Origin of the sequence: Campylobacter sp. RM16189 (genome assembly GCF_012978815.1) — a bacterium.
Lineage (GTDB): Bacteria > Campylobacterota > Campylobacteria > Campylobacterales > Campylobacteraceae > Campylobacter_A.
This window is the reverse complement of record NZ_LIWR01000002.1, coordinates 68800-94800: the sequence shown is the minus strand read 5'-3', so window position 1 is coordinate 94800 and position 26001 is coordinate 68800. Positions and strand designations below refer to the sequence as shown.

General features: G+C 37.7%; 26 protein-coding genes. 6 read left to right on the top strand and 20 right to left on the bottom strand.

All coding sequences use genetic code 11. The annotated features are described in order from the left end of the window. Window positions 1-15: 15 nt before the first annotated feature. Window positions 16-945 (top strand): methyl-accepting chemotaxis protein, encoded by a 930-nt coding sequence (locus CDOM16189_RS10045; RefSeq protein WP_502707246.1) that lies wholly within the window; start codon window positions 16-18, stop codon window positions 943-945. A gap of 19 nt (window positions 946-964) precedes the next feature. Here the strand turns inward: CDOM16189_RS10045 and CDOM16189_RS01380 are convergent, their stop codons facing one another. From CDOM16189_RS01380 to CDOM16189_RS01355, 6 genes are all read right to left on the bottom strand, one after another. Beyond that, entirely contained in the window at window positions 965-2818 is a 1854-nt protein-coding gene (locus tag CDOM16189_RS01380) for a primosomal protein N' (protein ID WP_170000697.1), read from the bottom strand. After that, entirely contained in the window at window positions 2818-3243 is a 426-nt protein-coding gene (locus tag CDOM16189_RS01375) for a prepilin-type N-terminal cleavage/methylation domain-containing protein (protein WP_170000696.1), read from the bottom strand. The genes CDOM16189_RS01380 and CDOM16189_RS01375 overlap by 1 nt, the downstream gene beginning before the upstream one ends. 147 nt (window positions 3244-3390) lie before the next feature. Next, window positions 3391-3873 carry a type II secretion system protein gene (locus CDOM16189_RS01370; protein ID WP_170000695.1) on the bottom strand — a complete coding sequence of 161 codons (483 nt, stop codon included), beginning with the start codon at window positions 3871-3873 and terminating at the stop codon, window positions 3391-3393. A gap of 308 nt (window positions 3874-4181) precedes the next feature. Continuing rightward, a complete protein-coding gene (locus CDOM16189_RS01365) occupies window positions 4182-4421 on the bottom strand; it encodes a hypothetical protein (RefSeq protein ID WP_170000694.1) in 240 nt (79 codons plus the stop codon). Window positions 4422-4523: 102 nt separating this feature from the next. Beyond that, complete coding sequence (locus tag CDOM16189_RS01360) at window positions 4524-4748, bottom strand: hypothetical protein (RefSeq protein ID WP_169973723.1); 225 nt, start codon at window positions 4746-4748, stop codon at window positions 4524-4526. Next, window positions 4748-4981, bottom strand: coding sequence for a hypothetical protein (locus CDOM16189_RS01355; RefSeq protein WP_169973721.1), 234 nt, complete (start codon window positions 4979-4981; stop codon window positions 4748-4750). Before CDOM16189_RS01355 ends, CDOM16189_RS01360 begins: the two co-directional genes overlap by 1 nt. Window positions 4982-5050: 69 nt before the next feature. Here CDOM16189_RS01355 and uvrB point away from each other — a divergent pair, with 69 nt between their 5' ends. Continuing rightward, window positions 5051-7027: an excinuclease ABC subunit UvrB gene (gene uvrB / locus CDOM16189_RS01350; protein ID WP_170000693.1), complete on the top strand. Its 1977-nt coding sequence runs from the start codon at window positions 5051-5053 to the stop codon at window positions 7025-7027. 34 nt (window positions 7028-7061) lie between these two features. On the opposite strand, the gene CDOM16189_RS01345 is transcribed toward uvrB, so the two are convergent. The 5 genes from CDOM16189_RS01345 to rpmB all read right to left on the bottom strand — a co-directional run bounded on the left by CDOM16189_RS01345 (window position 7062) and on the right by rpmB (window position 12236). Next, window positions 7062-9155, bottom strand: a complete 2094-nt coding sequence (locus CDOM16189_RS01345) for an RNA degradosome polyphosphate kinase (protein ID WP_170000692.1) — start codon at window positions 9153-9155, stop codon at window positions 7062-7064. Window positions 9156-9422: 267 nt separating this feature from the next. Continuing rightward, complete coding sequence (locus CDOM16189_RS01340; protein WP_169973716.1) at window positions 9423-9650, bottom strand: HP1242/YdcH family protein; 228 nt, start codon at window positions 9648-9650, stop codon at window positions 9423-9425. Between the two features lie 54 nt (window positions 9651-9704). After that, the gene (gene argJ / locus CDOM16189_RS01335) at window positions 9705-10889 is read right to left on the bottom strand and encodes a bifunctional glutamate N-acetyltransferase/amino-acid acetyltransferase ArgJ (protein WP_169973714.1); all 1185 of its coding nucleotides are present in this window, start codon (window positions 10887-10889) and stop codon (window positions 9705-9707) included. Beyond that, window positions 10882-12012 (bottom strand): potassium channel family protein, encoded by a 1131-nt coding sequence (locus CDOM16189_RS01330; protein WP_169973712.1) that lies wholly within the window; start codon window positions 12010-12012, stop codon window positions 10882-10884. Before CDOM16189_RS01330 ends, argJ begins: the two co-directional genes overlap by 8 nt. 29 nt (window positions 12013-12041) lie before the next feature. Then, window positions 12042-12236: a 50S ribosomal protein L28 gene (gene rpmB, locus CDOM16189_RS01325; protein WP_169973710.1), complete on the bottom strand. Its 195-nt coding sequence runs from the start codon at window positions 12234-12236 to the stop codon at window positions 12042-12044. A gap of 184 nt (window positions 12237-12420) precedes the next feature. Here rpmB and CDOM16189_RS01320 point away from each other — a divergent pair, with 184 nt between their 5' ends. From CDOM16189_RS01320 to CDOM16189_RS01305, 4 genes are read left to right on the top strand one after another with little or no spacing between them, the layout of a single operon-like run. Then, window positions 12421-13212: an HDOD domain-containing protein gene (locus CDOM16189_RS01320; RefSeq protein WP_169973708.1), complete on the top strand. Its 792-nt coding sequence runs from the start codon at window positions 12421-12423 to the stop codon at window positions 13210-13212. Next, the gene (locus tag CDOM16189_RS01315; protein ID WP_170000691.1) at window positions 13196-14560 is read left to right on the top strand and encodes a sulfate transporter; all 1365 of its coding nucleotides are present in this window, start codon (window positions 13196-13198) and stop codon (window positions 14558-14560) included. Before CDOM16189_RS01320 ends, CDOM16189_RS01315 begins: the two co-directional genes overlap by 17 nt. A 12-nt stretch (window positions 14561-14572) precedes the next feature. Beyond that, entirely contained in the window at window positions 14573-15220 is a 648-nt protein-coding gene (rpe, locus tag CDOM16189_RS01310; RefSeq protein ID WP_169973704.1) for a ribulose-phosphate 3-epimerase, read from the top strand. Beyond that, window positions 15217-16020 (top strand): 3'-5' exonuclease, encoded by an 804-nt coding sequence (locus CDOM16189_RS01305; protein ID WP_169973703.1) that lies wholly within the window; start codon window positions 15217-15219, stop codon window positions 16018-16020. The genes rpe and CDOM16189_RS01305 overlap by 4 nt, the downstream gene beginning before the upstream one ends. 69 nt (window positions 16021-16089) lie before the next feature. Here CDOM16189_RS01305 and epsC read toward each other — a convergent pair whose 3' ends face one another. From epsC to lptE, 9 genes are read right to left on the bottom strand one after another with little or no spacing between them, the layout of a single operon-like run. Next, the gene (gene epsC, locus CDOM16189_RS01300) at window positions 16090-16629 is read right to left on the bottom strand and encodes a serine O-acetyltransferase EpsC (protein ID WP_169974029.1); all 540 of its coding nucleotides are present in this window, start codon (window positions 16627-16629) and stop codon (window positions 16090-16092) included. A 9-nt stretch (window positions 16630-16638) separates the two neighbouring features. Then, window positions 16639-17550, bottom strand: a complete 912-nt coding sequence (cysK, locus tag CDOM16189_RS01295; RefSeq protein ID WP_169973701.1) for a cysteine synthase A — start codon at window positions 17548-17550, stop codon at window positions 16639-16641. Between the two features lie 25 nt (window positions 17551-17575). After that, entirely contained in the window at window positions 17576-18244 is a 669-nt protein-coding gene (locus tag CDOM16189_RS01290; protein WP_169973699.1) for a 3-methyladenine DNA glycosylase, read from the bottom strand. A gap of 8 nt (window positions 18245-18252) precedes the next feature. Next, entirely contained in the window at window positions 18253-19059 is an 807-nt protein-coding gene (locus CDOM16189_RS01285; RefSeq protein WP_170000690.1) for a YmdB family metallophosphoesterase, read from the bottom strand. Then, complete coding sequence (locus CDOM16189_RS01280; protein ID WP_169973695.1) at window positions 19056-19820, bottom strand: ATP-binding protein; 765 nt, start codon at window positions 19818-19820, stop codon at window positions 19056-19058. Before CDOM16189_RS01280 ends, CDOM16189_RS01285 begins: the two co-directional genes overlap by 4 nt. After that, window positions 19817-22765, bottom strand: coding sequence for a transcription-repair coupling factor (gene mfd, locus CDOM16189_RS01275; RefSeq protein WP_169973694.1), 2949 nt, complete (start codon window positions 22763-22765; stop codon window positions 19817-19819). Before mfd ends, CDOM16189_RS01280 begins: the two co-directional genes overlap by 4 nt. Continuing rightward, window positions 22755-23933 (bottom strand): Mur ligase family protein, encoded by a 1179-nt coding sequence (locus CDOM16189_RS01270; RefSeq protein WP_169973692.1) that lies wholly within the window; start codon window positions 23931-23933, stop codon window positions 22755-22757. The genes mfd and CDOM16189_RS01270 overlap by 11 nt, the downstream gene beginning before the upstream one ends. After that, window positions 23930-25480, bottom strand: a complete 1551-nt coding sequence (locus CDOM16189_RS01265) for a GGDEF domain-containing protein (protein ID WP_170000689.1) — start codon at window positions 25478-25480, stop codon at window positions 23930-23932. Before CDOM16189_RS01265 ends, CDOM16189_RS01270 begins: the two co-directional genes overlap by 4 nt. Then, entirely contained in the window at window positions 25461-26000 is a 540-nt protein-coding gene (lptE, locus tag CDOM16189_RS01260; RefSeq protein WP_169973689.1) for an LPS assembly lipoprotein LptE, read from the bottom strand. Before lptE ends, CDOM16189_RS01265 begins: the two co-directional genes overlap by 20 nt. Window position 26001 lies beyond the last annotated feature (1 nt).

The following is a 26001-nucleotide window of genomic DNA, read 5'->3' as shown; positions in this document are numbered from 1 at the left end:
GATGAATTCAAACAAATGGCGGATCTTATCAACGAGAATATTAAAAATATAGCAGACGGTCTAAAAAAAGACACTAAAATGATAAATGATGCTAAGATGGTCTTTAAATCAGCATCTACAGGCAATCTAGGGCAAAATATTAACCAAACTCCTAATAATAGAAATTTAGAAGAGTTAAAAGACCTTATTAACAATTTTGTAAATACGCTAAAAACCGATATTCACGGCGTTGTTGAAATTTTAGGACTTTATACGAATAATGACTTTACAGCCAGAATCGATCTTGGAGATTCTAAAAGCGAAAAAAGAAAGCTTGGGGAGGGCATAAATTTCTTAGGTGAAGAGATGAGCAATATCCTTAGAAATTCACTTGAACAAAACAAAATGCTAGAAGAGAAATCTCAGGTGCTAAATTCATTTGTTCACAACCTATCCGAAGGCACAAACAAGCAAGCGGAATCTGTTCAAGAGAGCGTGCTAGCGATAGAAGAGATAAATAACTCAATGCACTCGATAAACGACAAAGCAAATCAAATCATAAACCAAAGCAACGACATAAAAAATATCGTCAGCATCATAAGAGATATAGCCGATCAGACAAATTTACTAGCTCTTAATGCGGCGATCGAGGCGGCACGAGCAGGAGAGCACGGACGCGGATTTGCCGTAGTAGCGGACGAGGTAAGAAATCTAGCCGAAAGAACGCAAAAATCACTATCAGAGATCGAGGCAAATATCAATATGCTATCTCAAGGCATAAACGATATGAGCCATAGCATATTTGAGCAGACCAAAGGCATAGATCAGATCAATCAGGCCATAGTCGAGATAGATAATGTAACAAGAGAAAATATTAAGATAGCAAAAAATACTAACGAAATTGCCTCACAGGTAAACGAAGCGGCAAAAATCGCTACGCAGGATGTGCGTAAAAAGAAATTTTAATTTTATTTGCAGGATCCGATTAGGAGAAATTCATCGGATCCATATCCACATCAAAGCCGAAATTTGAGCAAATTTTACCCGCTTTAATAAGAGCTATATGAGAATTTGACCTTAGTAGTATCTCGTATCTATACTTGCCGGAAATCATCTCTATAGCGCATTTTCCATGCCCTACTATCTGCAAATTTGACTCTTTGCCAGCTAGATTATTTAGCTCTTTCAGGCACTCGCCTAGTCTATCTTTAGCTAAATTTTCATTTTTATCACTTATTACCGCTCGCAAAAGCCTAGTAAAAGGTGGATATAGGCTTTCTCTATATGACATCTCGTCAGTCAAAAACTCGTCATAGTTATCTATATAGCTTTTAAAAAACTCTTTTTGCAAGCTTTGTATCACGACTCTACCACGCCCTACTCGTCCCGCCCTACCCGCAACCTGCATAGCCAGAGCCAAAGTCCTCTCGCGCGCTCTAAAATCAGGGAAATTTAAAAGCTCATCTACACCCATTATTACGGCTAAATCCACATTGTGATAATCATGCCCCTTACTTAGCATCTGAGTTCCGACTAAAATTTGCACTTCGCCGTCATTAAAGGCTTTTAGACTCTTTTCTAGCTTATTTTGTGTGTTTATCTCATCTCTATCAAATTTAGCTATTTTGGTATCTTTAAAAGCCTCCTGAAGCTTAGTTGCAAGCTCATCCGTGCCGATCTTTTTAGCTTCTATCATCTCGCTTTCACAATTTTCGCAAGTTTTTAAAACAGGCATTGTAAAACCGCAGTATTGACACTTTAACATATTATGCCTCTTATAAAAGCTCATTCCAACGCTACAGAACGGACACTTTATCGTGTGACCGCAATCCCTGCAGACAAGATAGCGAAAATTTGCCCTTGTAGGTACAAAGACCACAGCTTGCTTGCCTATACTTATACTTCTTTCAAGCTCTGATAAAATTATTTGGCTTAAGCCGGTTTCGCTCTCATCGTATATAAACTCTTTTTCACTCTTATAAAATGTGCCCTTTAGTCTAAAATTTGCTTGCTTAGAGTAAGTTACAAGACTTGGAGTTGCAGAGCCTAAAAGCACCTTTATATCAAATTTACTAGCTAAAAATAGAGCCAAATCCCTAGCGTTATATCGCGGATTTTGAGCAGATTTATAACTCTCATCGTGCTCTTCGTCAACTACTATCAAGCCTAAATTTGTAAATGGCAAAAATAGAGCCGAGCGTGCACCAGCTATCAGCCTTATCTCTCCACTTAAAAATTTAGTCAAAATTTCATTTCGTTTTTTTTGTGTAATTTTAGAGTGCCAAAGACCGAATTTATCACCAAAATAGCTCTTAAGCCGCTTTTGCATCTGAGGAGTTAGTGAAATTTCAGGCATGAGAAACAAAACCTGATTTCCTTTATTTAAATACTCTTTGATTAAAGATATGTATACTTCGCTCTTACCGCTTCCGGTATCGCCAAAAAGCAGGCTAGTCTTATGCTCTTTAGCAAATTTAAGAGCTTCTTTTTGATCATCACTTAAATTTGGCTCTTTGTTAAATTTACTATCCTCTAAAATAGGCTTTATACTATTGTCAAAAGGAGTAAAAAGTCCTGCGCTAACACATAAATTTGAGATATAGTAATATGAGATGAAGCTTAGAAGCGAAATTTGAATATCGGTTAGTTTAGTAGGTAAAACTTCTAAAATTTCAAGAGTTTTAAACTCGGGCTTTGGTATTTTTTTAAACACATAGCCAAGAGTTTTTTTGTTTTTTATGTTTATGAGAACTTGCGTATAAGGAGAGATTTCATAGCCACTATGATAGGTAAGCGGCTTATAGTTTAAGCCGCTTGGTATTATCTCGTAATAGTTCATTACTCCGTTAACTGTTTGCAAAGATCTTTGTTGGTATCGTCAGAGCAACCAAAAGAGCCGTTTGTTTTATCGTATTTAAATGTTACAGTTTTTCCGGCTACAGTAAAAGTATAGTCATCTCCGCTCTTTTTCCAGCCTGAAGTGCCGCCATCACCTTTAGGCTTTATTCCGTCTCGTAAAACATTATCGAAAAGATTAGTGCTGGTAGCGCTTTTTTCAAGATCGGGATATGTAAAAGTTCCAGATAGCATATTTGTATTTCGTATATTTACTATAGCACTTCTAATAGACGAGATATCGGCTCTAGCCCTAGTAATAATAGCATCATCTCTAGTAACAAAAAATCTAGGAACCGCAATAGCAGATAAAATACCTATAATAACTATAACCAATACAAGTTCAACCATTGTAAAAGCATGTTTCATAAATAATCCTTTGTAGTTTCAAAGATTATATCTTATATAAACTTAATAATTTTAGTAGTTTTAAGAGTTAAAAATAAAAGAGCTAAATTGAAAAAACCCAAGACTTAGTTTTTAAGCCTTGGGTTTAATATCAACTAATTTTAATAATTAGAACTTAATTGTTGTAGTGCTTCCTATAGCGATACCATCTGTTTCAGAACCACCTTCAGGTGTAAATTTTGCCTCAAGCATAGATTTAACAGTTGACATGGCCACAACTCTAGGGCATATAGTACCAGGCGTGTCAGCCTCATCTCCTTTTGCAAAAGTTATATATGCAGGAGTAGTAGCAGTAGCAGCAGTGACAGTTACTTTAACACATTTTTTACCAGCAGAATCTATAATACCAGTCAAATCTGTTGGTGTTGTTATAAATTTAACATTTGTCATATCGCCTAACTTTGCAGCTAATGCGGCTTGAGAAACATAATATGAACTAACATCACTAACTAAAACACTCATAGTTCTAGCAGTTTTAACGGCTTCAGCATCATCTCTAGAAGCAGCAAGTCTTGGAATAGCTATAGCAGCCAAAATACCTAAAATAACGATCACGAAGATCAACTCAATCATTGTAAAACCTTTTCTCATAAGAGACTCCTTAAATGAATTCTACATACATTTATGTAGTTAAACGAATTATATGTTTTTAATACTTAAATAGATATAAATTTATACTAAATTTTTATAAAATCTTATATAAACAGAAAGAAATATTAAATTTTTAGCTATTTAAAGCCATATTGGCAGCCTTGGTCAAAAAGGCGGAGCAAATTAAGATGACTCTATCCATGACTTCAATATCGCTTTTTATTTATATCTAAGCGTATTTAATAACAGAGTAGGATACTACGAATAGAGCTATGACTATACACAGAGTCAAAAATATAGTCGCCATTTTATTTCCTTTCTTTTAAATCGGTTAGTTCTTTAATCTTTTTATTTATCTTCTTAAAAAGTACAGATATTATGATCGATAATATAACTACGGCTATACCGACTAAGATTATATCTAAATTTTCCGCTTTTTGTCTGATGGTTACTATCCAACCTATAACAGCAAATAGAGCGGTAAGGAAAAATATAATTAATGATTTTAAAAAATCTATATCAGCTTTTAATCCCTCATTCTTACTCATAAATACCCTTAAATTTTATTTGGATTATAACATATTAAAATTTACTACAATATGGATTTTATAATATAAGTAATGATGTTATTGTGGGTTTGATACTAAATTTCAGCTTATCTCTTGGCTGAGTTTTTTAGCAAGATTTTCCAAATCACGTTCTTGCTGGTAGTTTTCGTAGCATTTTTGCACAAAGGCGCTTAACAGCTCTTTCACATCAAGATATTTCTTACCTCCCAAAAACACCTCCCAGTCGCGTTCAAAGCTCCTAGCAAAGTCATCTTCAAGGCTTATAGTATAATCTCTTGATGCGATTGTAACTGTTATTTTTTTCATTATTTACCTAAAACGGCTTCGATTTTGCGGACTATATCGTCAGATTCTATATTTTTATTTTTGAGTTCATCTTCAAGGCGTAAAATCTGATTTGTTTTGGCTTCGTTTTGAGCTTTAAGCGCTATAAGCTCATTACGTAGCGCTTCGTTCTCATCGCAAATTTCATTATATTTGACAAGCAGGTCGTTTACTTTATCCGTAAGAGTATTTAATACTTTTTCGTTTTCAAACATAAGATCCCTTTATTTGGTATAATTTCCTCGAATTGTAACATAAAATAAGCTGTTTTTTAAAGAGGACAAATGAAAAATTTTGAAATTTCATCCAAATTTAGCCCAAGTCCTGATCAGACAAACGCCATAGATGGAATAGTAGAGTCTATAAGATCAGGCTCTAGCTATCAGACCCTGCTTGGGGTTACGGGTTCGGGCAAGACCTTTACTATGGCAAATGTAATAGCAAAGCTAAATATGCCGACTCTCGTAATGACACATAATAAATCTCTTGCAGCGCAGCTTTATAGCGAATTTAAGGGCTTTTTCCCAAATAATCACGTGGAGTATTTTATAAGCTACTATGATTACTATCAGCCTGAGGCATACATACCAAGAAGCGACCTGTATATAGAGAAAGATAGTTCAGTAAATGAGGAGCTTGAGCGGCTTAGGCTCTCTGCTACGGCAAGCCTATTAAGCTTTGACGATGTGATCACGATAGCTTCGGTATCGGCAAACTACGGCTTAGGAAATCCTAGCGAATATCAGGGTATGGTGCTATATCTAAAAGTCGGAGAAGCTCTAAATCAACGCAAACTGCTTAGTAAACTCGTAGATATGGGCTATAAAAGAAACGATGCTTATTTTGACAGAGGAGATTTTAGAGTAAATGGCGATGTAGTCGATATATATCCTGCATATTATAACGACGAGGCACTTAGGATAGAGTTTTTCGGAGATGAGATAGATGAGATGTATCATTTTGACGTTCTAGACAATAAAAGGCTTAAAAGCATAGGCAAATTCACGCTTTACGCCACGAGTCAATTTATAGTCGGGGAGGATAGGCTAAAAATCGCCATTAAGCAGATTGAAGCGGAGTTAGATGAGAGACTAAAGGAATTTAACGAGCAAGGCAAGCTCGTAGAGGCTCAGAGGCTAAAACAAAGGGTTGAATTTGATCTGGAGATGCTAAATTCTACCGGAATGTGCAAAGGTGTAGAAAACTATGCTAGACATTTAACGGGACAAGCTCCCGGAGAGACGCCATACAGCCTATTTGACTACTACGAAATAAGCGGCAAGGACTATCTAGTAATAGTCGATGAGAGTCACGTGAGCCTGCCGCAGTTTCGCGGAATGTATGCGGGCGATAAAAGTCGTAAAGAAGTGCTCGTAGAGTATGGGTTTCGTCTGCCGTCCGCACTTGATAACCGTCCTTTGAAATTTGATGAATTTATCAATAAAAGAGCTAAATTTTTATTTGTATCGGCTACTCCAAACGAGCTTGAGCTTGAGCTCTCAAAAGGACATGTGTATGAGCAAATTTTGCGCCCTACTGGACTTCTTGATCCGCAAATAGAAATAAAAGATAGCGATAATCAAGTGGAAATTTTATTCGACGAAGCAAAGCGAGTAATAGAGAGAAACGAAAGAGTTTTAGTAACGGTGCTAACTAAAAAGATGGCGGAGGAGCTAAGCAGATATTACACGGAACTTGGCATAAAAGTAAAGTACATGCACTCCGATATCGATGCAATAGAGCGAAACGAGATAATAAGAGGGCTTAGAGGCGGTGACTTTGATATGCTAATAGGCATAAACTTGCTTCGCGAGGGGCTTGATCTGCCGGAAGTTAGCCTAATAGCTATCATGGATGCCGATAAAGAGGGCTTTTTACGCTCTACTACAAGCTTAATACAAACAATGGGGCGAGCTGCCAGAAACGTAAACGGCAAGGTAATGATGTTTGCCAAAAAGATCACCAAATCCATGCAAGAGGCGATGGATACTACAAATTCTCGTCGCAAACTACAAGAAGAGTACAATAAGGCTCATAATATCACTCCAAAGAGCGCAAGTAGAAATATCGAAGAGAGCCTTCACATAGAGGACGAGGGCGAACTATATAGAAAAAATAAGAATTTAGAAAAGATGCCGGCTGCAGAGTGCGCTAAAATCGTAAAAGAGCTAAGAAAACAGATGCTAGAAGCTGCTAGTAAACTTGAGTTTGAAAAGGCCGCTGCTTTGCGCGACGAGATAGCCAAGATAAGAAAGATATAAATTTAAGGAATTTGGGCCAAATTTAGCCCAAATTTTAGCTCTCTTTGAGCAGTTTTGAAGCTATATGCTCTCTTTTTGCATTGTCATTGTCTTTTTTAGTGGTTTTATAAATTTTACTTACATACTCCTCAAAGATCTCTTGAGAATTTATGATATTTTCGCCCTCTTTTACCTTTGTTTTATAATACTCTCCGTCTTTATGAAGCTCGAAAGCAAGCTCGTTATCGCTTAGTTGGATTCGTAAAAACTCTAGCAATCTATCTTGTAAATTTTGCTCGTAAATAGGTGTCATAAGCTCTAATCTACGCTCTAAATTTCTAGGCATCCAGTCCGCACTAGAGATATAAAGCTGCGGTGTAGCGTGCTTAAAGTATAAAATTCTAGCATGCTCTAAGTATTTGCCAATGATTGAGCGCACGCGGATATTTTCGCTAACACCCTTTATGCCCGGTCTTATGCAGCAAATTCCTCTGACGATAAGATCTATACTAACCCCTGCAGCGCTAGCCTCGCTTAAAGCATTTATGATATCGCTATCTACAAGCGCATTCATCTTGGCTATTATCTGGCCCTCTTTGCCCTTTTTGGTCTCATTTTTTATCATCTCCAAGACTCGCTCTTTAATTTGCATCGGAGACATCGAGAGGGTATTTAGTCTGCGATTTTTAGAAAATCCCGACAGGATATGAAAAAATGTGGTACTATCGTGAGCAAACTCGCTTTTGCTAGTAAAATAGCTCACATCGGTATAAATTTTAGCCGAACCGCCATTATAATTACCTGTGCCAAAGTGCATATAAAACTTAAGCTTGTCTCCTACTTGACGGATTACTTGGCTAACTTTGGCATGAACCTTAAAGCCTGCGATTCCGTATATCACGTGAGCGCCGGCATCCTCAAGAGCCTTAGCCCAGTGAAGGTTATTTTCTTCATCAAATCTAGCCTTAAGCTCTACCATCACAGTTACTTGCTTGCCGTCACTTGCGGCATCTATTAAAGACTGAATTATAGGTGAGTTTTTATCCACTCTGTAAAGAGTCATTCGTATCGAAATTACCTTAGGGTCTTTGCTCGCCTCTTTTATAAATTTGACAACAGGATCAAAGCTCTCGTAAGGGTGCAAAACAAGCACATCTTCCTTATCTATCGCATCAAAAATAGGCATATGTTCGCTAAACGGCAATAGGGTTCTAGGCGTATATGGCGGAAGTGCAAGATGAGAAAATTCCTTATTACTTACGATCTGCCAGAGCGAATTTAACGTGAGTGGAACCGTGTACTCATAGATATCTTTGTAAAAAATCTTCATGTGAGTGTTTAGAAACTCGACTATATCGTTATCAGCATCTTTTTGAATCTGCATACGAACAAAGGCGCCTTTTCTGCGAAGTTTAAGCCCCTGCTCCAATATCATCATAAAGTCATCAGCCTCTTCTTCCTCTATGATTATATCGGCATTTCTAGTTACTCTAAACGCCGCAGAGCTAATGAGTCTATACCCCGGGAAAATTTCTTCGGCATGCTCGTGGACTATAGTTTCAATAGGCACATAGACATTGTCCTGCGCTTGATAAAATCTTGGCAACACTCTAGAAATTCTTATCATTCCGTATTTTAAAACCTCAGGATGTTCGCTGTCTGAAAGCTTAACAGCCAGCGAAAAGCTAAGATTATTTAAGTGAGGGAACGGATGGGTCGCATCTACTGCGATTGGAACTATTACGGGAAGAATATTTGAGAAGAAATAGTCATCGCATTTTTTTCTAAGTGGTTCTGAAATTTCACTATAGTTTTTTATAAATAAATTTTGCTCTCCAAGCTCCTTTAAAGCATCTTTATAGTGTTTTTCTACCAGATTAAGCTCGTCTTTTATATATTTTCTAATCTCCCTTAACTGCTCTAATGGAGTCATCTCATCACTTCCACTGGCAACTATACCTGCGGCAAAAAGCTGCTTAAGACCAGCTATCCTTATCATATAAAACTCATCTAAATTTGTCATATAAATGGCTATAAATTTAAGCTTTTCAAGCGGCGGGATCGGCTTTTCGCACTGAGCTAAAACACGAGAGTTAAAACGTAGCCAGCTAAGCTCTCTATTGATAAAAATACTTTCCTTATCACTCATCATTTAATCCTTTTGAATAATATTAATTTTATACAAATTTAATTTTATTAAAGCTTTAATCTCAATATTTTTAATAATTTTATTTTTTATTGTGTATAATTATTTTGAGTGAAGTTTATCAAAAGGAATAAGATGAACGAATATGTTCTAGCAATCGGACTTTTAATAGCTGTTATGATAGTTTTTTTTATTCTTAAGAAGATATCGATAGATTAAAATTTAAAAACCCTGCCTCAAATTTAAACAATTAAGGCAGGGTTTGGTAGATTAGAGTCCTTTTTCTTTTTTATACTCCAAAATCATAGCATAGGCTTCATCTTTTAGTCTTAGTTTTTCGCGTTTCATCTCTTCAATGCGAATGTGATCCAAGTGACTTCTGCCCTCTTCGGCATCTATGATTTTTTGATCCAAATCATTATGCTTATCAAAAATCGAAGCAAATCTCGCATTTGAGACTTTTAGCTCAGTGATTATATCCCTGTATTCGTGTAACATCTACCCTCCTTGAAATATTTATATAATTTTAGCAACTTAACTCTAATAAATGGTTTAAGAGCGATAGTCTGCGTTAATACTTACGTATTTATGACCCAGATCGCAACCGTAAGCACTAAATTGTGCATCTCCGACATTTAGATTGCAACTTATCGTATAGCTTTGTTTTTTCATTACCTGATGAGCTGCGGCTTCTCTTTTTTCATCAAGCTCTTTATGAAATTTATCATAAACCAAGACATCATCGTAATAAATTTCAAGCCTATCTTCATCGCACTCTACTCCGCTTGCGCCTATGGTGGATGCGATTCTACCCCAGTTTGGATCCTCACCAAAAATAGCGGTTTTAACCAAAAGTGAATTTGAAAGAGCCTTTGCGGCATGCTCCGCCTCTTTTAAATTAAGTGCACCGCTTATATTAAATTCGACCACCTTAGTAGCTCCTTCTCCATCTTTAACAAGCATTAAAGCCAGCTCTTTAGTAATTAGTTTTAAAGCCTCTTTAAAAGCCTCTTTATCATAGACCCTGCTCTTTCTTGAGGTTAAAAGCATAACGGTATCATTAGTGGATGTATCGCCATCTACGCTTACGGCATTAAAACTACTCTCGCAAGCCTCTTTTAACAGCTCATCCATATCGGGTTTTGAGATATTGGCATCCGTTAAAATAAAACATAGCATAGTAGCAAGAGACGGATTTATCATACCTGCACCCTTACAGATAGCGGCGATTTTAAACTCTTTTTTATCATCAAATTTCACGCTTACGGCTATCTCTTTTTTAAAGCTGTCTGTCGTCATTATGGCACCGACAACTCCATTGGAATCTCTTGAATCAAAATCGAATTTATCAAACGAGGATATAATTTTTTCTTTTTTAAGGCGATATCCTATGACTCCCGTAGAGCTCATAACGGGATTTACTAAATTTATATTTTTACTCAAATTTTTAAAAATTTCATCTATATCGTTTATGCCCGCTTCTCCTGTCATTGCATTTGCGTTTTTAGAGTTTAGCAAGATGAAATTTGTTCTAAAATTCTGCCCCTTTTTTAAAAAATGCCTGATTGGGGCGGCTTGAAATTTATTGCTTGTAAAAACGGCACTTATATCAACAGGCTCACTTGATCTTATAAATCCAAGATCATTACCCTCTTTTTTAAAGCCCGAATTTGCCCCGCCAAAATAAAATCCATCTATATTCTCAAGTCCATTTTCAAGACGCTTTATCTCATACATATTTACACTCCTCAGGCTTATGCTTGCTTTTTACTACTTTTTTGGTCATTCGTATAGATTCTGCGGTGCCTATGACAAGCAGCTTCGTACCTGTACCTATCAAGGTGTCTCCTCTTGGCATAGGAATAAATTTATTATTCATATCCCTTATGCCGACAACATCCGCATTTGTAATATTTCTTAAATTGGTCTCCTTAAGACGCTTAAATCTTATCCAAGAGTAATCAGGCACACTGATCTCTTCGATATCTATAGGGGAGTCCTTTTTGTATAAAAATTGCTCCAATAAATTTTCCATATCCGGGCGCACACTCATCGCACTTAAACGTTGCGCTACTAGTTTGGAAGGGCTTACGACATTATCTGCACCCAATTTTTTAAGGCGCTCTGTATCATCATCATTATCAGAATTTGTCATTATAAAATATGGTTTTTTTCTACCTATCTCTTTTTCATACAGTCTAACAGTGGCGATGAGAGCGATATTATCAGCGATATTTGGACTAAGAGTAATAAGCCCTTTGGCGCTTGAAAGATGAGTTTTTAAAAGTGCGATTTGAGTATGAGGCTGAGACATTATATAATAAGGATATTTATATTTTTCGGCTATCTCGTGCATATCTTCGCGCGGATCAACGACAACAAAAGGGATATGATTATCTCTAAACTGCTTACTAAGTTCTATCGTATATAGACTATGATAGCAAATTACAAAGTGATTTTTGAGTCTAGCGATCTTATAGAGCATTCGCCTCTCCTTTAAAATATTTATCAAAGAGCCTTTTTTTAAAACTTCCACTAGAATACCGATAGAAAATGTAAAAACGCAAAATCCAAGCAGAATAAAAGTGATAGTAAAAAGGCGACCGGCGGGTGAAATTGGAGCAACTTCAGTAAAACCTACCGTAGTAAAGGTCATTCCGGCCTGATATATAGCATCAATAAGACTGAAATTATCTATAGCAACATAGCCCAAAGCACCGACCATCATCATTAAAACGACTAGGATAAGCGGTAGGCGAAATGGGCGAAGTTGTTCGTATAATTCTGTATTTAAATTTATTTCCGGTTTAGAGAAGCTAGACCAGTTGAGGAATTTTTGGATCTTTTTTATAAAAGACATAATCCCTCTTTATTTATAAAGCTTGCAAATTATGAACGCGATTGCTTTCTCATGGTTCTAAGCGTAGAAGCGGCTACCTTAATTCTTCTCGTTGTTCCATCTTCGAGCATTACTCTAATAGTTCTAAGATTTGGCAAAAATCTTCTCTTGGTTCTATTTTTAGCGTGGCTTACATTGTTTCCAACCATAGGGCCTTTGCCTGTGATATCGCATATTTTTGACATATTTTTCCTTCAAAACAAAAATTTCTGCTGATTTTATCCAAAAAAAGCAAAATATTAACTTAAATAAATTTTAGAATATAGGTTATCTTAAAATTATTATATGCAATATTTAAACTCATTTTATGAATATAAAGGATAGAATATTAAAAGATTATTTTTACAAAATTGGCAGATAGATACGATAATGATAAAACAAGAAAGTATAGATGAGTTAATCGCTCAAATACCTGCGATTCCGGCTATTTTAAAATCATGTGAAAATACTCTTGCTTCCGGAGATTTAGCCAAAGCAGCTGCTATTGCCAAAAACGATTTGGCATTAGTAGAATATATGCGCTCTATCATCAACAAGCCGATTTTTGGATTCAAAAAAGAGATCAAAGATATATCTCAAATCTTTTCCGCTCTTGGCGCAGATAGAACTACCGATATTTTATACTCTTATTACGTATTACTAACAACACCTAAAAAATGGAAAATTTTCAATCTAGACACACAAAAATTTGCAAATTTGCAAGCCAATTTTATGATCGATTGGGGAAAGATATTAAAAGAAATAAAGGTAGATAATAAGGATATTTTTAAATCCATAACAATAATACCATCAAGCATATCCGTATGTGAAAAAATATTCTCGGAAAACGCAGAAAATTTAAAACACGTATTAAGAACTAGCGGACTTAGCTACAATACGATTTTAAAGAGAGAAATAGGTTTTGATATATTTGAAATATGTTGCAAGATAGCTGAAAAATGGCAGCTAAGCAACATTGTAGTAGATATTTTTCAAAATTTATCCAAACAAGAGGAGCAAACAACAATAACCAAATATATACATTTGCTAATATCATACGAGCTATCAAAGCCGGAATTTGCAAATTCCGGCTTTGGAGAGATGTTTGAGTTTAATTGTAACGCCTCACCTAAAGAGTTTGAGACTTTTATAAAAGCGATAGGGTATGAAACCAAAAATTAAAGATAATGTAGTCATATTCTATCCTCACGGCTTTTTAGACGGAGATGCCTCAAAATATGAGATAGACTTGGCAACCAAAGAGTTAATCTTTTCAAAAAAAATAGAATGCATACTAATATCACTTAAAAAAGTTGTCTATTTTAACAAAATAGGCATTAACTCTATCTCGTTGACAATGTATGAAATGGCAAAAAAAGTTGATGCCAATGTGGCATTTTGCGACTATGACGAGACAAAATTTAAAGCGTTAAGAGAGATGTCTCCTCAAAGCCTAAATCTATCATTCTTTGATAGTGAAGAGATAGCCATGCTATTTTTTGGAAATACCGAAAAATCAACCAAAGAAAAAAAGATAATCCTATTTCACGAAAATCAAGAGCAAAAAAATCAAATTTCACTAAAGCTTGTCGGAAGAGGCTACATAGTCTATACAGCAAAAGATGCAAACGAGTTTAAAAACTCGGCTAAAAACTACAATATAAAAATTCATTTAACACATATCAATATAAATGAAAAAACCATAGCCGTACAAGTAAGAGATAATGTCGTTATTTATAAGCTTACAGGCTTTATAGACTCAAATTTTGCCGAAAATTTCGACATGTCGGCTCACAACAACTCTCTTAAAATAGGGTTTAAATTTTTCGTATTCGATGCAACAAAAGCAAGATCGGCCAATATTCACGGTGTAAGCTTTTTAGCCAAACTATCTATATCGAGTGCCGAATACGGTGCCACTATTGCGATTTGCGGACTTAGCGGCTCAAATACATCTGAAGCGCTTAGAAACGACTTGGAAGATTCGGGAATTTTACTATATAATAACATCGAAGATTTTTTCAATGATGACGGAAGTATAAACGGCGGTCCCGGAATGAAAGAGTCGATGCCACATAACATCACTAGAAATTTGGTTCAATTATTGCCTATCATTTTAGAAACAGCTATAAACACCTTATCCTCTATGGCAAAAATTAAAGTAGAGCGCGGTGAAATTTTTGTTAAAACATTTGACTTCGATCAAAAAGCGCTAACAGGATGCATAGGCTTTTACGGCGATATTGACGCTAAAATTTTACTCTCCCTTGATAAAAGTATAGTACAAAAAGCTTGCGCTATACTTTTGCAAGATGACAAAGAGGCATCATTAAACAGTGCTTTTGGTAATTTTATGATAATAATAGGAAATAAAATTCTATCCTTATTAGAGTCAAAAAAGATAAAGGTAGATATTACGATGCCAAATGTTTTTGAAAACTATATTCAAGACGGCGATACCGTTAGCAAAGGCGCTTTTATTGAGCTTGTTAGTGATGGAACAAAGGGCGCTTTATTTTTAAGTAGATAACAAAGGATTTATATGTACGTTGCTCCGAGTATTTTATCGGCTGATTTTGGAAATTTAAGAGCGGAGATAGAAGCGATCTGCGAAGCGGGTTGCGATCTTGTGCACGTTGATGTGATGGATGGGCATTTTGTGCCGAATTTAACCATCGGACCGCTTGTGGTAAGTGCAGTTGCAAAGGCTTCCACAAAGCCTCTTGATATACACCTGATGGTGCAAAACAACACATTTTTTGCCGATCTTTTCTTGCCACTTAAGCCTAAATTTTTAAGCTTTCATATAGAGGAAGAAAAGCACCCGCTAAGGCTCATAGATCATATCAGAAAAAACGGCGTAAGCCCTGCTATCACGCTAAATCCGCACACGCCTATTGAAACTCTTGAATACATCATAAACGAGATTGATATGGTGCTTTTAATGAGTGTAAATCCCGGCTTTGGCGGACAGAAATTTATCCCTTCAGTGCTTGAAAAAGCTCGCAAGCTACGCGAAATGATAGAGTGCAAAAATGCAAAATGCCTCATAGAAGTTGACGGAGGAGTAACGGGACTAAACGTAGCCGAACTCGATGAAGCTGGCGTTGATATAGTCGTTGCGGGCAATTATATATTTTCATCAAACTCTTACGCGGAGGCGATAAGAGCGCTAAAGCTTGAGTTTTGAACCAAAAGCTAGAAAATCTCATAAATTTACTCTGCAAGCAAAATTTAAGCTACTACGAATTCATAGCAAAAGCAACCCAGATAGAAGAATTAAGCTCGATATTTGACGTAAGAGACCTTGTTATGTGGCAAATTTTAGGGCTTGACATTAAGCGAAACGGCTCAAACGAGATAGAGTTAAACACAAGAAAAAGAAATATAGACGATCAAACTTTTTGCGTCGTAGATATAGAAACGAGCGGCGGTATAAACAGCGGACAGATCATAGAAATCGGCGCGATCAAAATAAAAGACGGAATTGAGCTTGATAGATTTGAAACTCTCGTGTATGCAAGCAATATACCTGAAAACATCTCCGCGCTTACGGGCATACGAGTAGAGGATCTCAAAGGCGCTCCAAGCCTTGCAAGCGTGCTTGAAAAATTTAGACTTTTTTTAGCCGAGTGCGTTTTCGTAGCGCACAACGTGAAATTTGACTACGGATTTATCAGCACCAGCTTTGAGAAATTTGGACTTGGCACCATGCTAAATCGCAAAATTTGCACCATAGATCTAGCCCGAAGAACAATCCCTTCGCTTAAATACGGACTTGGCGCACTAAAAGAGGTTTTAGGCATACAAAACACCCATCATAGAGCGATGAACGACGCTATAGCCGCAGCTGAAATTTTTAAAGCCGCAGTTAAAAATACTCCAAGTGTAGTAAGATACACGGAAGATCTTATAGAGTTTAGCAAAACCGCAAATACGCTCAAAAGACCGACAGTTAGCGCTCAAACCGTGATAAAATTTGAAGAGTGATTTTTAAGCTCTACCTGCTCAGAATTAACCTAAATATTATAAAAGCTTAAATTTTATAGTTTGTGGGCTTTAGCTCTCGATTTTCTCGCCGTTTAACCTAACTACTCTAGCCGGTATACCGACCACCGTTGCATTATCGGGCACATCTTTAAGCACGACGGAATTTGCACCTATTTTTGAATTTTCGCCTATTGTTATAGCTCCAAGCACCTTTGCGCCTGCTGCTATGACAACACCGTTTTTAATAGTCGGATGACGCTTGCCTACTTCTTTACCTGTTCCGCCAAGAGTTACTTGATGATACATCGTAACATCATCTCCGATCTCGGCGGTTTCTCCGATAACTACCCCCATTCCGTGATCGATAAAGAGCCTTGAGCCGATCTTTGCGCCCGGATGTATCTCAATGCCCGTTATAAATCTTGAAATTTGAGAGATAAATCGAGCAATAAAAAAGAATTTCTTCACGTATAAAAAATGCGAAAATCTATGAAAAACCACCGCATGAATGCCCGGGGTATTTATAAGCACCGCCCAAAAGCAGCATCCGTTTGCGGCGGGATCTTTCTCTCCGACAGTGGAAACGAGCTCTTTTATCTCTTCAATTATCTTCAAATTTTAAGCCTCGTATAACGCCGTGCTTAGGTATCTCTCACCGTTATCAGGTGCGATAAACAGCACTTTTTTGCCCTCGCCCAGCCTTTTTGCCGTGCGGATAGCTACTGCAAGAGCGGCACCTCCGGAGATCCCAAGCAAAATTCCCTCGCTTTTTGCCAAGGCCCTAGCCGCCTCAAAAGCCTCTTCATTACTAACTAGCTCTATTGTGTCGATTAAAGAAGTATCAAGTGTATCAGGGATAAATCCAGCTCCTATACCTTGAATTTTATGCGCACCTGCCGGATTTCCGGAAATCACGGCGGAATCCTTTGGCTCAACTGCGATTATCTGCATATCATAGCCATTTTCTTTAAGCACTTTAGCAACACCGCTTAGCGTCCCGCCCGTACCGACACCGGCTACAAAAGCGTCAAGCTGCTTAAAATCACTCATTATCTCAAGTGCTGTAGTTTTTACGTGAGCTTGCGGATTATAGGCGTTTTCAAACTGGCTTAGCATCACGTATCCTGGCTGTTTTGTAAGCTCATTTGCCTTTTCTATCGCGCCTTTCATGCCTTTTGCACCCTCGGTTAGCACAAGTTTGGCTCCATAAGCGGCTAAAATTTTGCGCCTTTCGATACTCATCGTCTCAGGCATAGTTAGCACCACCTCATATCCAAGCGCGCTTGCCGTCATGGCTATGCCGATGCCTGTATTTCCGCTTGTGGGCTCTACTATGATATCACCCTTTTTTAAAGCGCCGTCTTTTTGCATCTCAAGAATCATATTTGCAGCGATCCTATCTTTTACCGAGCCGCCCGGGTTAAAAAACTCAAGCTTAGCGTAAATTTCTGCCATGCCTGCTTGCTTTAAACTATTTAATTTTACTATAGGCGTCTTTCCTATCGTTTGAATTATATTCTCATATATCATTTTATTCCTTGATTAAATTTTCCAGTTATTTTAACACATCAAGCAAAGCAACCCCTGCTTCGTCAATCTTCTTTCCCTTGAAGTGAGCTTTGCCAAATTCCACTATCTTGCCGTGATAGCGCGCAAAAATTTGATTTAGACTAAGCTCTTTTCCGTAAGCTTTGCAAACCGCGCTTGTATCGATATCCTCAAACCACTCGCGCGCCTCTTCGTAGCTTTCAAATTCATATCCGAAATGAGCCAAAATCCTAAGTGCGTAGCTATCCACGCACATCACCTCGCGCTCGCAAGCATAGCAAAGTATCGCGTCACAAGTCTCGGCACCTATGCCTCTAATGCCAAGAAGCCACTCTCTACTCACGTTTTGCTTAAAGCTCTCAAAGCTGCCAAATTCCTCGTATATCGCCTTGCAAAGCGCACTTAACCTCTTTGCTTTGGTGTTATAAAATCCGCTTGGCTTAATCATAATCGCAATCGTTGCCACATCTAAATTCGCCAAGCGTTCAAGAGTTAAATTTCCGCTATTTTTTAGATTATCAAGCGCCTTTTGAGCGTTTTTCCATGCAGTATTTTGCACTAAAATTGCACCGACAACCACTTCAAAACTGCGAGAATTTGGCCACCAAAGCTCATCTTGCAAATCCGCTTTAATTCCCGCATTTAAAAGCGTTATTAATAGTTCTTCGCTTCTCAAATTTCAACCTATCTATCAAATTTAAGTGCCTTTTGCAGCTGCATATCATCTATGCCGTCTATCACTCTAACCTTAAAAGCATCCACACACCTGCCCTCTTCGCACTCAAAAACTATCATCTGAAAGATCCGCCTGCACTTTTCATTTACCTTAAAAGAGTGCTTAAAGCCCGTTAAAAAGGTCTTTATGGGAGCTTCTTTATCCATGCCGATAACTCCGTCAAAAGCTCCGCTTAAGCCAACATCGCTTGCATAAGCGGTGTAGTTTAAAATTTGCAAATCATCAGTGCCGACATGAGTATGCGTGCCAAATATCGCGCTAACTTGTCCGTTTAGATAGCCAAATATAGCGTTTTTCTCGCTCGTGGCTTCAGCGTGAAAATCAATAAGTATGTTTTGGCTCTCACACCCCTTTAGCGCGTTTTGCACCTCTAAAAAGGCGTTATTTGTGTGAGGCATAGCGTAATGTCCCATCAAATTTATGACACTCAGGCTTGCTTCTCCTCTTTTTAAATTTATCACGCCTTTGCCCGCAGTGCCTGCGAAGTGGTTATACGGACGAATGATCGGCAAGCTGTCCATAAGCGAGGCGATCTCTTTTTTATCAAAGCTGTGATTGCCACCAGTTATCGCGTCTATCCCGCACTCTAGCAGTTCGGCTGCGTTTTGAGCGCTTAGTCCAAAGCCGCCGCTTGCATTTTCGCAGTTTGCGATGACAAAATCAAGCTCAAATTTATCCCGCATCTTTTTAACGTTTTCAGCCACAATCTTACGACCCGCTCGCCCGACGATATCGCCTATAAATCCCGCTCTCACAAAAGCTTCTCTTTATAAGATAGATAAAACTGCTTTGCGGTTCGCCCCGATCTACTAGCCCTAAGCGCGGAGTAGTTTTTAGCAAGCTCGTGAAGCATCTGCCTGTCGCCCGTGTAGTCTTTAAAATAAAAATCCACGATCTTAAGATACTCGGCAAAGCTTCCCTGATAGAAACTTATCCAAAGACCGAAGCGATCAGATAGCGAAATTTTTTCATCCACGCTTTCTGCGTAGTGGATCTCGTCACTAGTTACGCTTGTGCCTTCATTGTCGCTTTTTAGCTCGCTGATTAGATGACGGCGGTTTGAAGTGGCGTAGATGAGCACGTTTTTAGGGGCTTTTTCTATCGAGCCTTCTAAAATCGGCTTTAAAAATTTATAGTTCGTATCTCCCGCTTCAAAGCTTAGATCATCGCAGTAAATAATAAATTTATAATTGCTTCTGCGAACCTCATCGATGATATCAACGATAAATTGAAGTTCATCGCTTCTAAGCTCTATGAGTCTTAAGCCCTCGTTATGAAATTTAGTAAAAACAGCCTTTACCAAGCTACTTTTGCCACACCCTCTTGCACCCCACAAAATGGCGTTGTTAGCCTCTTTGCCGTCTATGAAATTTTGAGTGTTGGCTATTAACTGCTCTTTTTGTTTTTCCATGCCGACAAGGTTATCAAGCTCAACAAAATCAATCTCATGCACAGCCCTTAAAGCCCCTATCCTACGCCTAAAAACAGCAGCGTGACTCAAGCTCCAATCAATCATCTTGACGCCTTTCTTAGATGGATTAAAATTTCATCTATTATATCGTCATCATCTTTGCTTTTTGATTTTAAAACCGTTTTCTCGTCGTTTAAATTTGTAAGAACGATGTTTTGACCGCTGTTTGAGATAAGCTTAAAGCCAGCTTTTGCGGCTAAAATTTTAATTATTATAAGCGATAAAAACTGCTTGGTATAAATGTCAATCTTTCCGAATCTATCCTCAAGCTCACCCTCTATGGCATGCACTTCGCTTACCTCTTCACACTTGCTAAGACGGCGGTAAAGCTCGAGACGAAGCCTGTCTTCACGGATAAAATCTTGATTTAAAAATGCGTTTATACTGAGCTTGAGATCAACTTTTTTACTCTTGAAATTCTCTTTATTTAAAAGCTTATTTATCTCGTCTTCAAGCATTTTAATATAAAGCGAATATCCGATAGCCTCGATATGCCCGCTTTGAGCCTCTCCGATTAAATTTCCTCCGCCCCTAATCTCTAAATCATGATAAGCAAGCACGGAGCCCGAGCCTAAAAACGAATTGCTCTCAAGTGCGACAAGCCGCTTTAATGCCTCGGGCGTAAGCTCACTTCTATCCTCAACCAAGAAATAACAATACGCCTGCTTATCACTTCTACCCACGCGGCCTCTTAGCTGATGAAGATCCGCCATACCGAATTTGTTTGCATTTTCTATGATTATCGTATTTACGTTTGGCAGGTGAATTCCGCTTTCAACAATGCTTGTGCAAAGCAAGATGTCGTATTCGCCCGCTTTAAATTTCATCATCTCGTCTTCTGTGGTATTTGCATCTATCTTTGAATGAAGTATGAGGATGCGCAAATTTGGCAAAATTTTCTTAATCTGCCTTTTTGCCTGATCCATAGTGGCGATGTGATTGTGGATATAAAAAATTTGCCCGCCTCTTCTTAGCTCCCGCAAAATCGCCTCTTTAATCACCTTTTCGTCCCACTCCCTTACGCTCGTTCTCACGTCTAAACGAGAGCTTGGCGGAGTTTGAAGCACGCTATAGCTTTTTACGTTGCTAAGCGCCATATTTAGGCTTCTTGGGATAGGTGTCGCGCTCATTGAAAGGATATGCGAGTTGCTTGAAATTTCTTTTAACTTCTCTTTTTGCTTAACGCCGAATTTATGCTCTTCGTCAATTATAATAATGCCTAAATTACGAGCCTTTAACCCCAAAAGCGAATGAGTTCCCACGCAAACGCAAGCAAGCCCCTCCTCAAGCGCTCTTTTAACGGCTGATTTTTCTTTTGCCGAGCTAAATCTATCAAGTCTAAAAACTGGAATTTCAAATTTGTCAAACCTGTCTTTTAAGCTCTTAAAATGCTGAGCCGAAAGCAACGTCGTAGGCACGAAAAATAGCGCCTGAAATCCTGATTTAACACATTTAAATATCGCATTCATCGCGATTTCAGTCTTGCCAAAGCCGACATCTCCGCTTAAAAGCCTATCCATAACCTTACCGCTTGCAAGATCTTTTGAAATTTCGCTTGCAGCCTTTTCTTGATCTATAGTATAATCAAAGCCCGCATTTTGCAAGAAATTTAAGTATTCGGCATCATCTTTTTGTATAATTTCGGCGCGAATTAGCTCTCTTTTAGCGGCAAGTTCGATGATCTTGGAAGCGATTATAAATAGTTTTTGGCGAACTTTTTCTTTTATCTTGGCAAAGCTAGCCTTACCAAGCCTATCAAGTGCCGCTATAGAGCCGCTTTGAGCTATGTAGCGATCGATTAAATTTATATTTTCGACAGGCAAAAGAAGTTTGTCGTCGTTTTGATAAACGATAACTACGAATTCGCGCATGCTTCCTAGCACGGTTATCTTCTCAAGTCCCGCAAATCGACCTATACCATACTCTTCATGCACGACGTAGTCATTTATCTTAAGCTCATCGATTACTAAGCTCGCTCGCTTTGCACGCTTTTTCTTCTCAAATTTATTAAGAGAGATGATTATCTCGCTAGCGGAAGTTAGATTTACAACAACGTCACTTTTAATAAGCTCTATATTTTTGTATTCGCTCAAATTTAGCGAGTTAAAAAGTCCGTCATTTCTCGAGATAACCTTGATATGCCTGTTTGCATTAAGCTCGAAAAAATCTCTGCTCGGTGTTACGGACAGATCTTTATAAATTTTTGCTTCAGGGATTACGGCAAGATCATGAAGCGCGCTTGTATCTCTTTCAAAATCCTCAAATTTAAACTCTTTTGCAAGGACGGTCTTAAACTCCTTGCTATAGTCTATAAAACCATCAATCGCCCAAAAACCAAGCGAGTTAAGGTCATTTATCAGAGCCTCGCTTTTTAGCTGTTGCGCTTTTTGGCTTGCTTTTTCAAATTCATCCTTGCTAAGCGCTGCGATAAATGGTGAAATTTCAACGCTTTCAAGTTCGGTTTTGTTTGAAATTTGAGTGCTGGTTGAGTAGTTTCTGATACTTTCTATCTCGTCGTCAAAAAGCAAAATTCTATGAGGTTCATCGCTTCCTATGCAAAATATATCAATGATATCTCCGCGCAAGCAAAACTCGCCCTCGCCCTCAACGATATCCACAGGCTCGTAACCAAAGCGCATAAGCTCGTCAGCTAGCTCGTTTAAATTTAACTTATCGCCAAATTTCAGAGTAATTTTTTGTAGATGTTTTTTGCCGGGAAGTTTGTTTAAGATGGTTGAGATGGGGGCTATAAGAAGCTTTTTGCCCTCAAATTCGTAAAATTTATAAAGTTTAGCCGAAAGCTCGTAAAGCTCGGCACTAAAAGAGCGCAGATCATCGCCGAAACGAGCCCTAAAATCAGGCAAGCAAAACGGCTCAATACCTGCAAATTTAACCGCATTTTCGATAAGCAAAGCCTCTTTATCATCCTCGCAAACGATGATCTCCGCTTCGTTTGGCTTTAAAAGATACTCATATATCCTAGCTTGCATCAAACTGCCTTAAAAAGGCCTCAACTAAGAAAAATGAACCAAAGGCTAAGTATTTTTCTTTACTCTTTTGCGAATCAGTGAATTTTAACCCCTTAAAATCGCTATAAGCAACACCCATATCATCAAGCACCTGCTTTATCTCATTTGTAGCAAGCGCCCTTTCTAGGCTTTCGTATTCATAGATAAGCACATCTTTTATGATAGGCTTTAATGCTTTTAAGACAGCCTTAAAATCCTTATCGGCAAAAGAGTTATAAATAAGCGTTAGCTTCTTTCCTCTAAATTTCTTGGCTATCGCAAGCGCGGCAAGCTCGTTGTGTCCCACATCAATCCAGACGTTTGATGCGACCTTTTCGCATCTTCCTTGCAAATTTAGCTCTTCTAGATCATCTATCTCAAATTTGCCTAAAAGCGCCTTGCTAGCAGCTCCTGCTAAGGTCAAATTTGATGCTAAAAACTCAGGCAAGCTAAATTTCAAAGCGTATTCGGCTATGGCTTCTTTATCCGATTCATTTAAAATTTCGCTTGCAAATTTTACTCTCGCCCTTTTTTCTTTGGCGATCTGCCTTACTATCTCAACGCTTCTTTTGTCCATATTATCGCTTAAAAGTGCTTGAGCTTCATATCCTAAAGCCTTAAATTTAGTAGTTGAAATCTCCTCTATATTGTTTCCAAGCACGCCAAGATGATCAAGTCCGATCGGAGTAAAGACGTTAAAGAGTTTGTCATATACATTTGTCGCGTCAAGCTCACCGCCCATACCAGCTTCGCAGATGAAAAAATCACACTTGTGAAAAAGCACCGCCGCAAGCAAAGTAGCATACTCAAAATAGCTGGTTTTAACTTTAAACTCATCACTTAGCATAGCTTGCAAACTCTCGTGAGCAGACTCTAAAATCTCGCTTGAAACCACATCTCCGTTTAGCCAAAATCTCTCACGAAATTCAAATATATGAGGGCTTGTATAGTGTCCTACGCTCTTTCCTTGAAGGTGCAGAATTTGAGCTAGAAACCTTCCCGTTGAGCCCTTGCCGTTTGTGCCTATGATGTGAATAATCTTAAACGGCTTTAAATTCGCCTTTATGCTACCCCATGCACGCGGCATACGAATATAATCTATCTCTTTGTAAAAAAGCGGTTTGTGGCTTAAAAATTCATCCAACTTCATATAATACTTGGCATAACCTGATTTCTACCGTTTTGTTTAGCGGTATAAAGCATCTTATCGGCAGATTCAAGTGTTGATGATGAAGTTTTATTGGAGCTTCTTAAAGCTACTCCGCAACTAATAGTAACATCTATTCGTTCGTCTTTATACATAAATTTTGAATTTTCTATAATATCACGAATTTTATTTGCGAAATTTACACTATCTACTAAAGAAATTTGAGGAAGCAGCATAACAAACTCTTCACCGCCATATCTAGCCACAAAATCAATCTTTCTTGAGTATTTTCTAAGCATCTTCCCAACGCTTGCTATGATGACATCGCCTGCATCGTGGCCGTAAGTATCGTTAATCTTTTTAAAATAATCTATATCAAAAAAGCAAATAGAGTAGTCCGCATCATAGCGTCTATATTTATCTTCCATGCGATCAAGCTCTTCTATTAATGCTCTTTTTGTGGCGGTTTTGGTTAAGAAATCCTCTTTGCTCTCGGCTTTAACCATAGCCAGCTCACCCTCAAGGCTACTAATTCTATCCTGAAGCTCTTTTATTTTTTTTTGATCACTGCTAACCTGCAATGAAAACCGTTGTGTTTCGTTGCCTAAAGATTCAGCTATGATAATAAGCTTATCTCTAATAAATTCAAAACTATCTTCTTTTAAATTTATTGAGTTTAGATCCCTTTTGATATCTTGCATCTTGGCTCTGCTGGTAGAGGAGCTACTCATCATATTTAAAAGCCTGGTATTTATCCCTTCAAGCACATCGTTTAAAACTGAAACTTTGGTTGAAATTTCAGCCCTATCAAGCTCTATACGCCTTTTAATCATTTGTTGTATATTATCTTGAGTTTCATCTAATTCTAATAGTTTAGGATCACTCTTTAAACTAAGCTCAAATCCTGAAATTTCAGCATTCATGCTTTCAGATATAGAAGGCGTAAGAGCACATACCAGAAGAGGAATCATCTTTTGGCATAGATAAGCGGTATCACCTGATCTTATAGAGGCATTATCAAGCTCTGTAATTGCTGTTTGCAAATCATCAAAACTCTTAACACCATAAAAACCAAGTCTTCTAATAAATAGATCATCATAATCTGTTAAAAACTCAAACCACTTGTCTCTAATCAGGTCGATAGACGATATGTCAAGTTTTTTATTAAGAGTATCTATGCTTAATTCTGCTAGTTTTTTAGCCTCTTTGTTATGAAGCATAGTCACTGCTTGAAATACTCTCTTACTCATAAAAACAAGCGAGTGTATAAGCTTTGCCGATTCATTAATATTTGACGAGTTTAATTTAGCCGCCATAAATGCAAATAACTCATCTATATTTTTAACTCTTTTTTGTTTAAGTTGCTCTACAAGATCGGCATTGAGTCTAGAAAGATACTTTTCAAGCTTTTGACAATCAGGGCTTATGTATCCATTTTTTTTCGCTATCTCACAAAAAACTTCTGTGTAGTTATCGGGAGTAAGTATTAAATTCCTCTCCTTAATAGTGCTAATGGTATCTCTTATAATCTTAGTGATTGTTGCTGACATTTTTAAACCCTTTAACCGCAAGAGCTGCTAAATATTCATCAAAAGCCTCTTTTGAAGCCTCTTTTATCGCATTATATCTATCTGTTTCACTGATTACGCTATCTGCATAGCGAATATCTTTTATTTTTTGAGAAATAGTAAAATCATATTCACCGGTAGTTACACTCTTATATATCTTTCCGTTTTCAAATTTAGTATCAAACTCCATTTTTAAAATAGCTTTATATAACGATACATATCCATCTTCATCATATAAAAGTGCTTGTAAACTTACAGATTTTACAGACGCTATTATCTTTGTTTTTGCATTTTTATCACTACTAAGTTTTCTGTTAAGCCTTGATACTATGCCCTCTTTTATACTATCGGCTATCCAAACACTGCTTTTTGGATCGGCTCTATCTATAGTCACATGCACGTAGATATCATCCCCAATCATATCTTTTGTGATCTTTGAAACAGGCTTATACCCGCACCCGACTAAAAAAACAGCGATAAAAACCGCAGCTATAAATCTCATA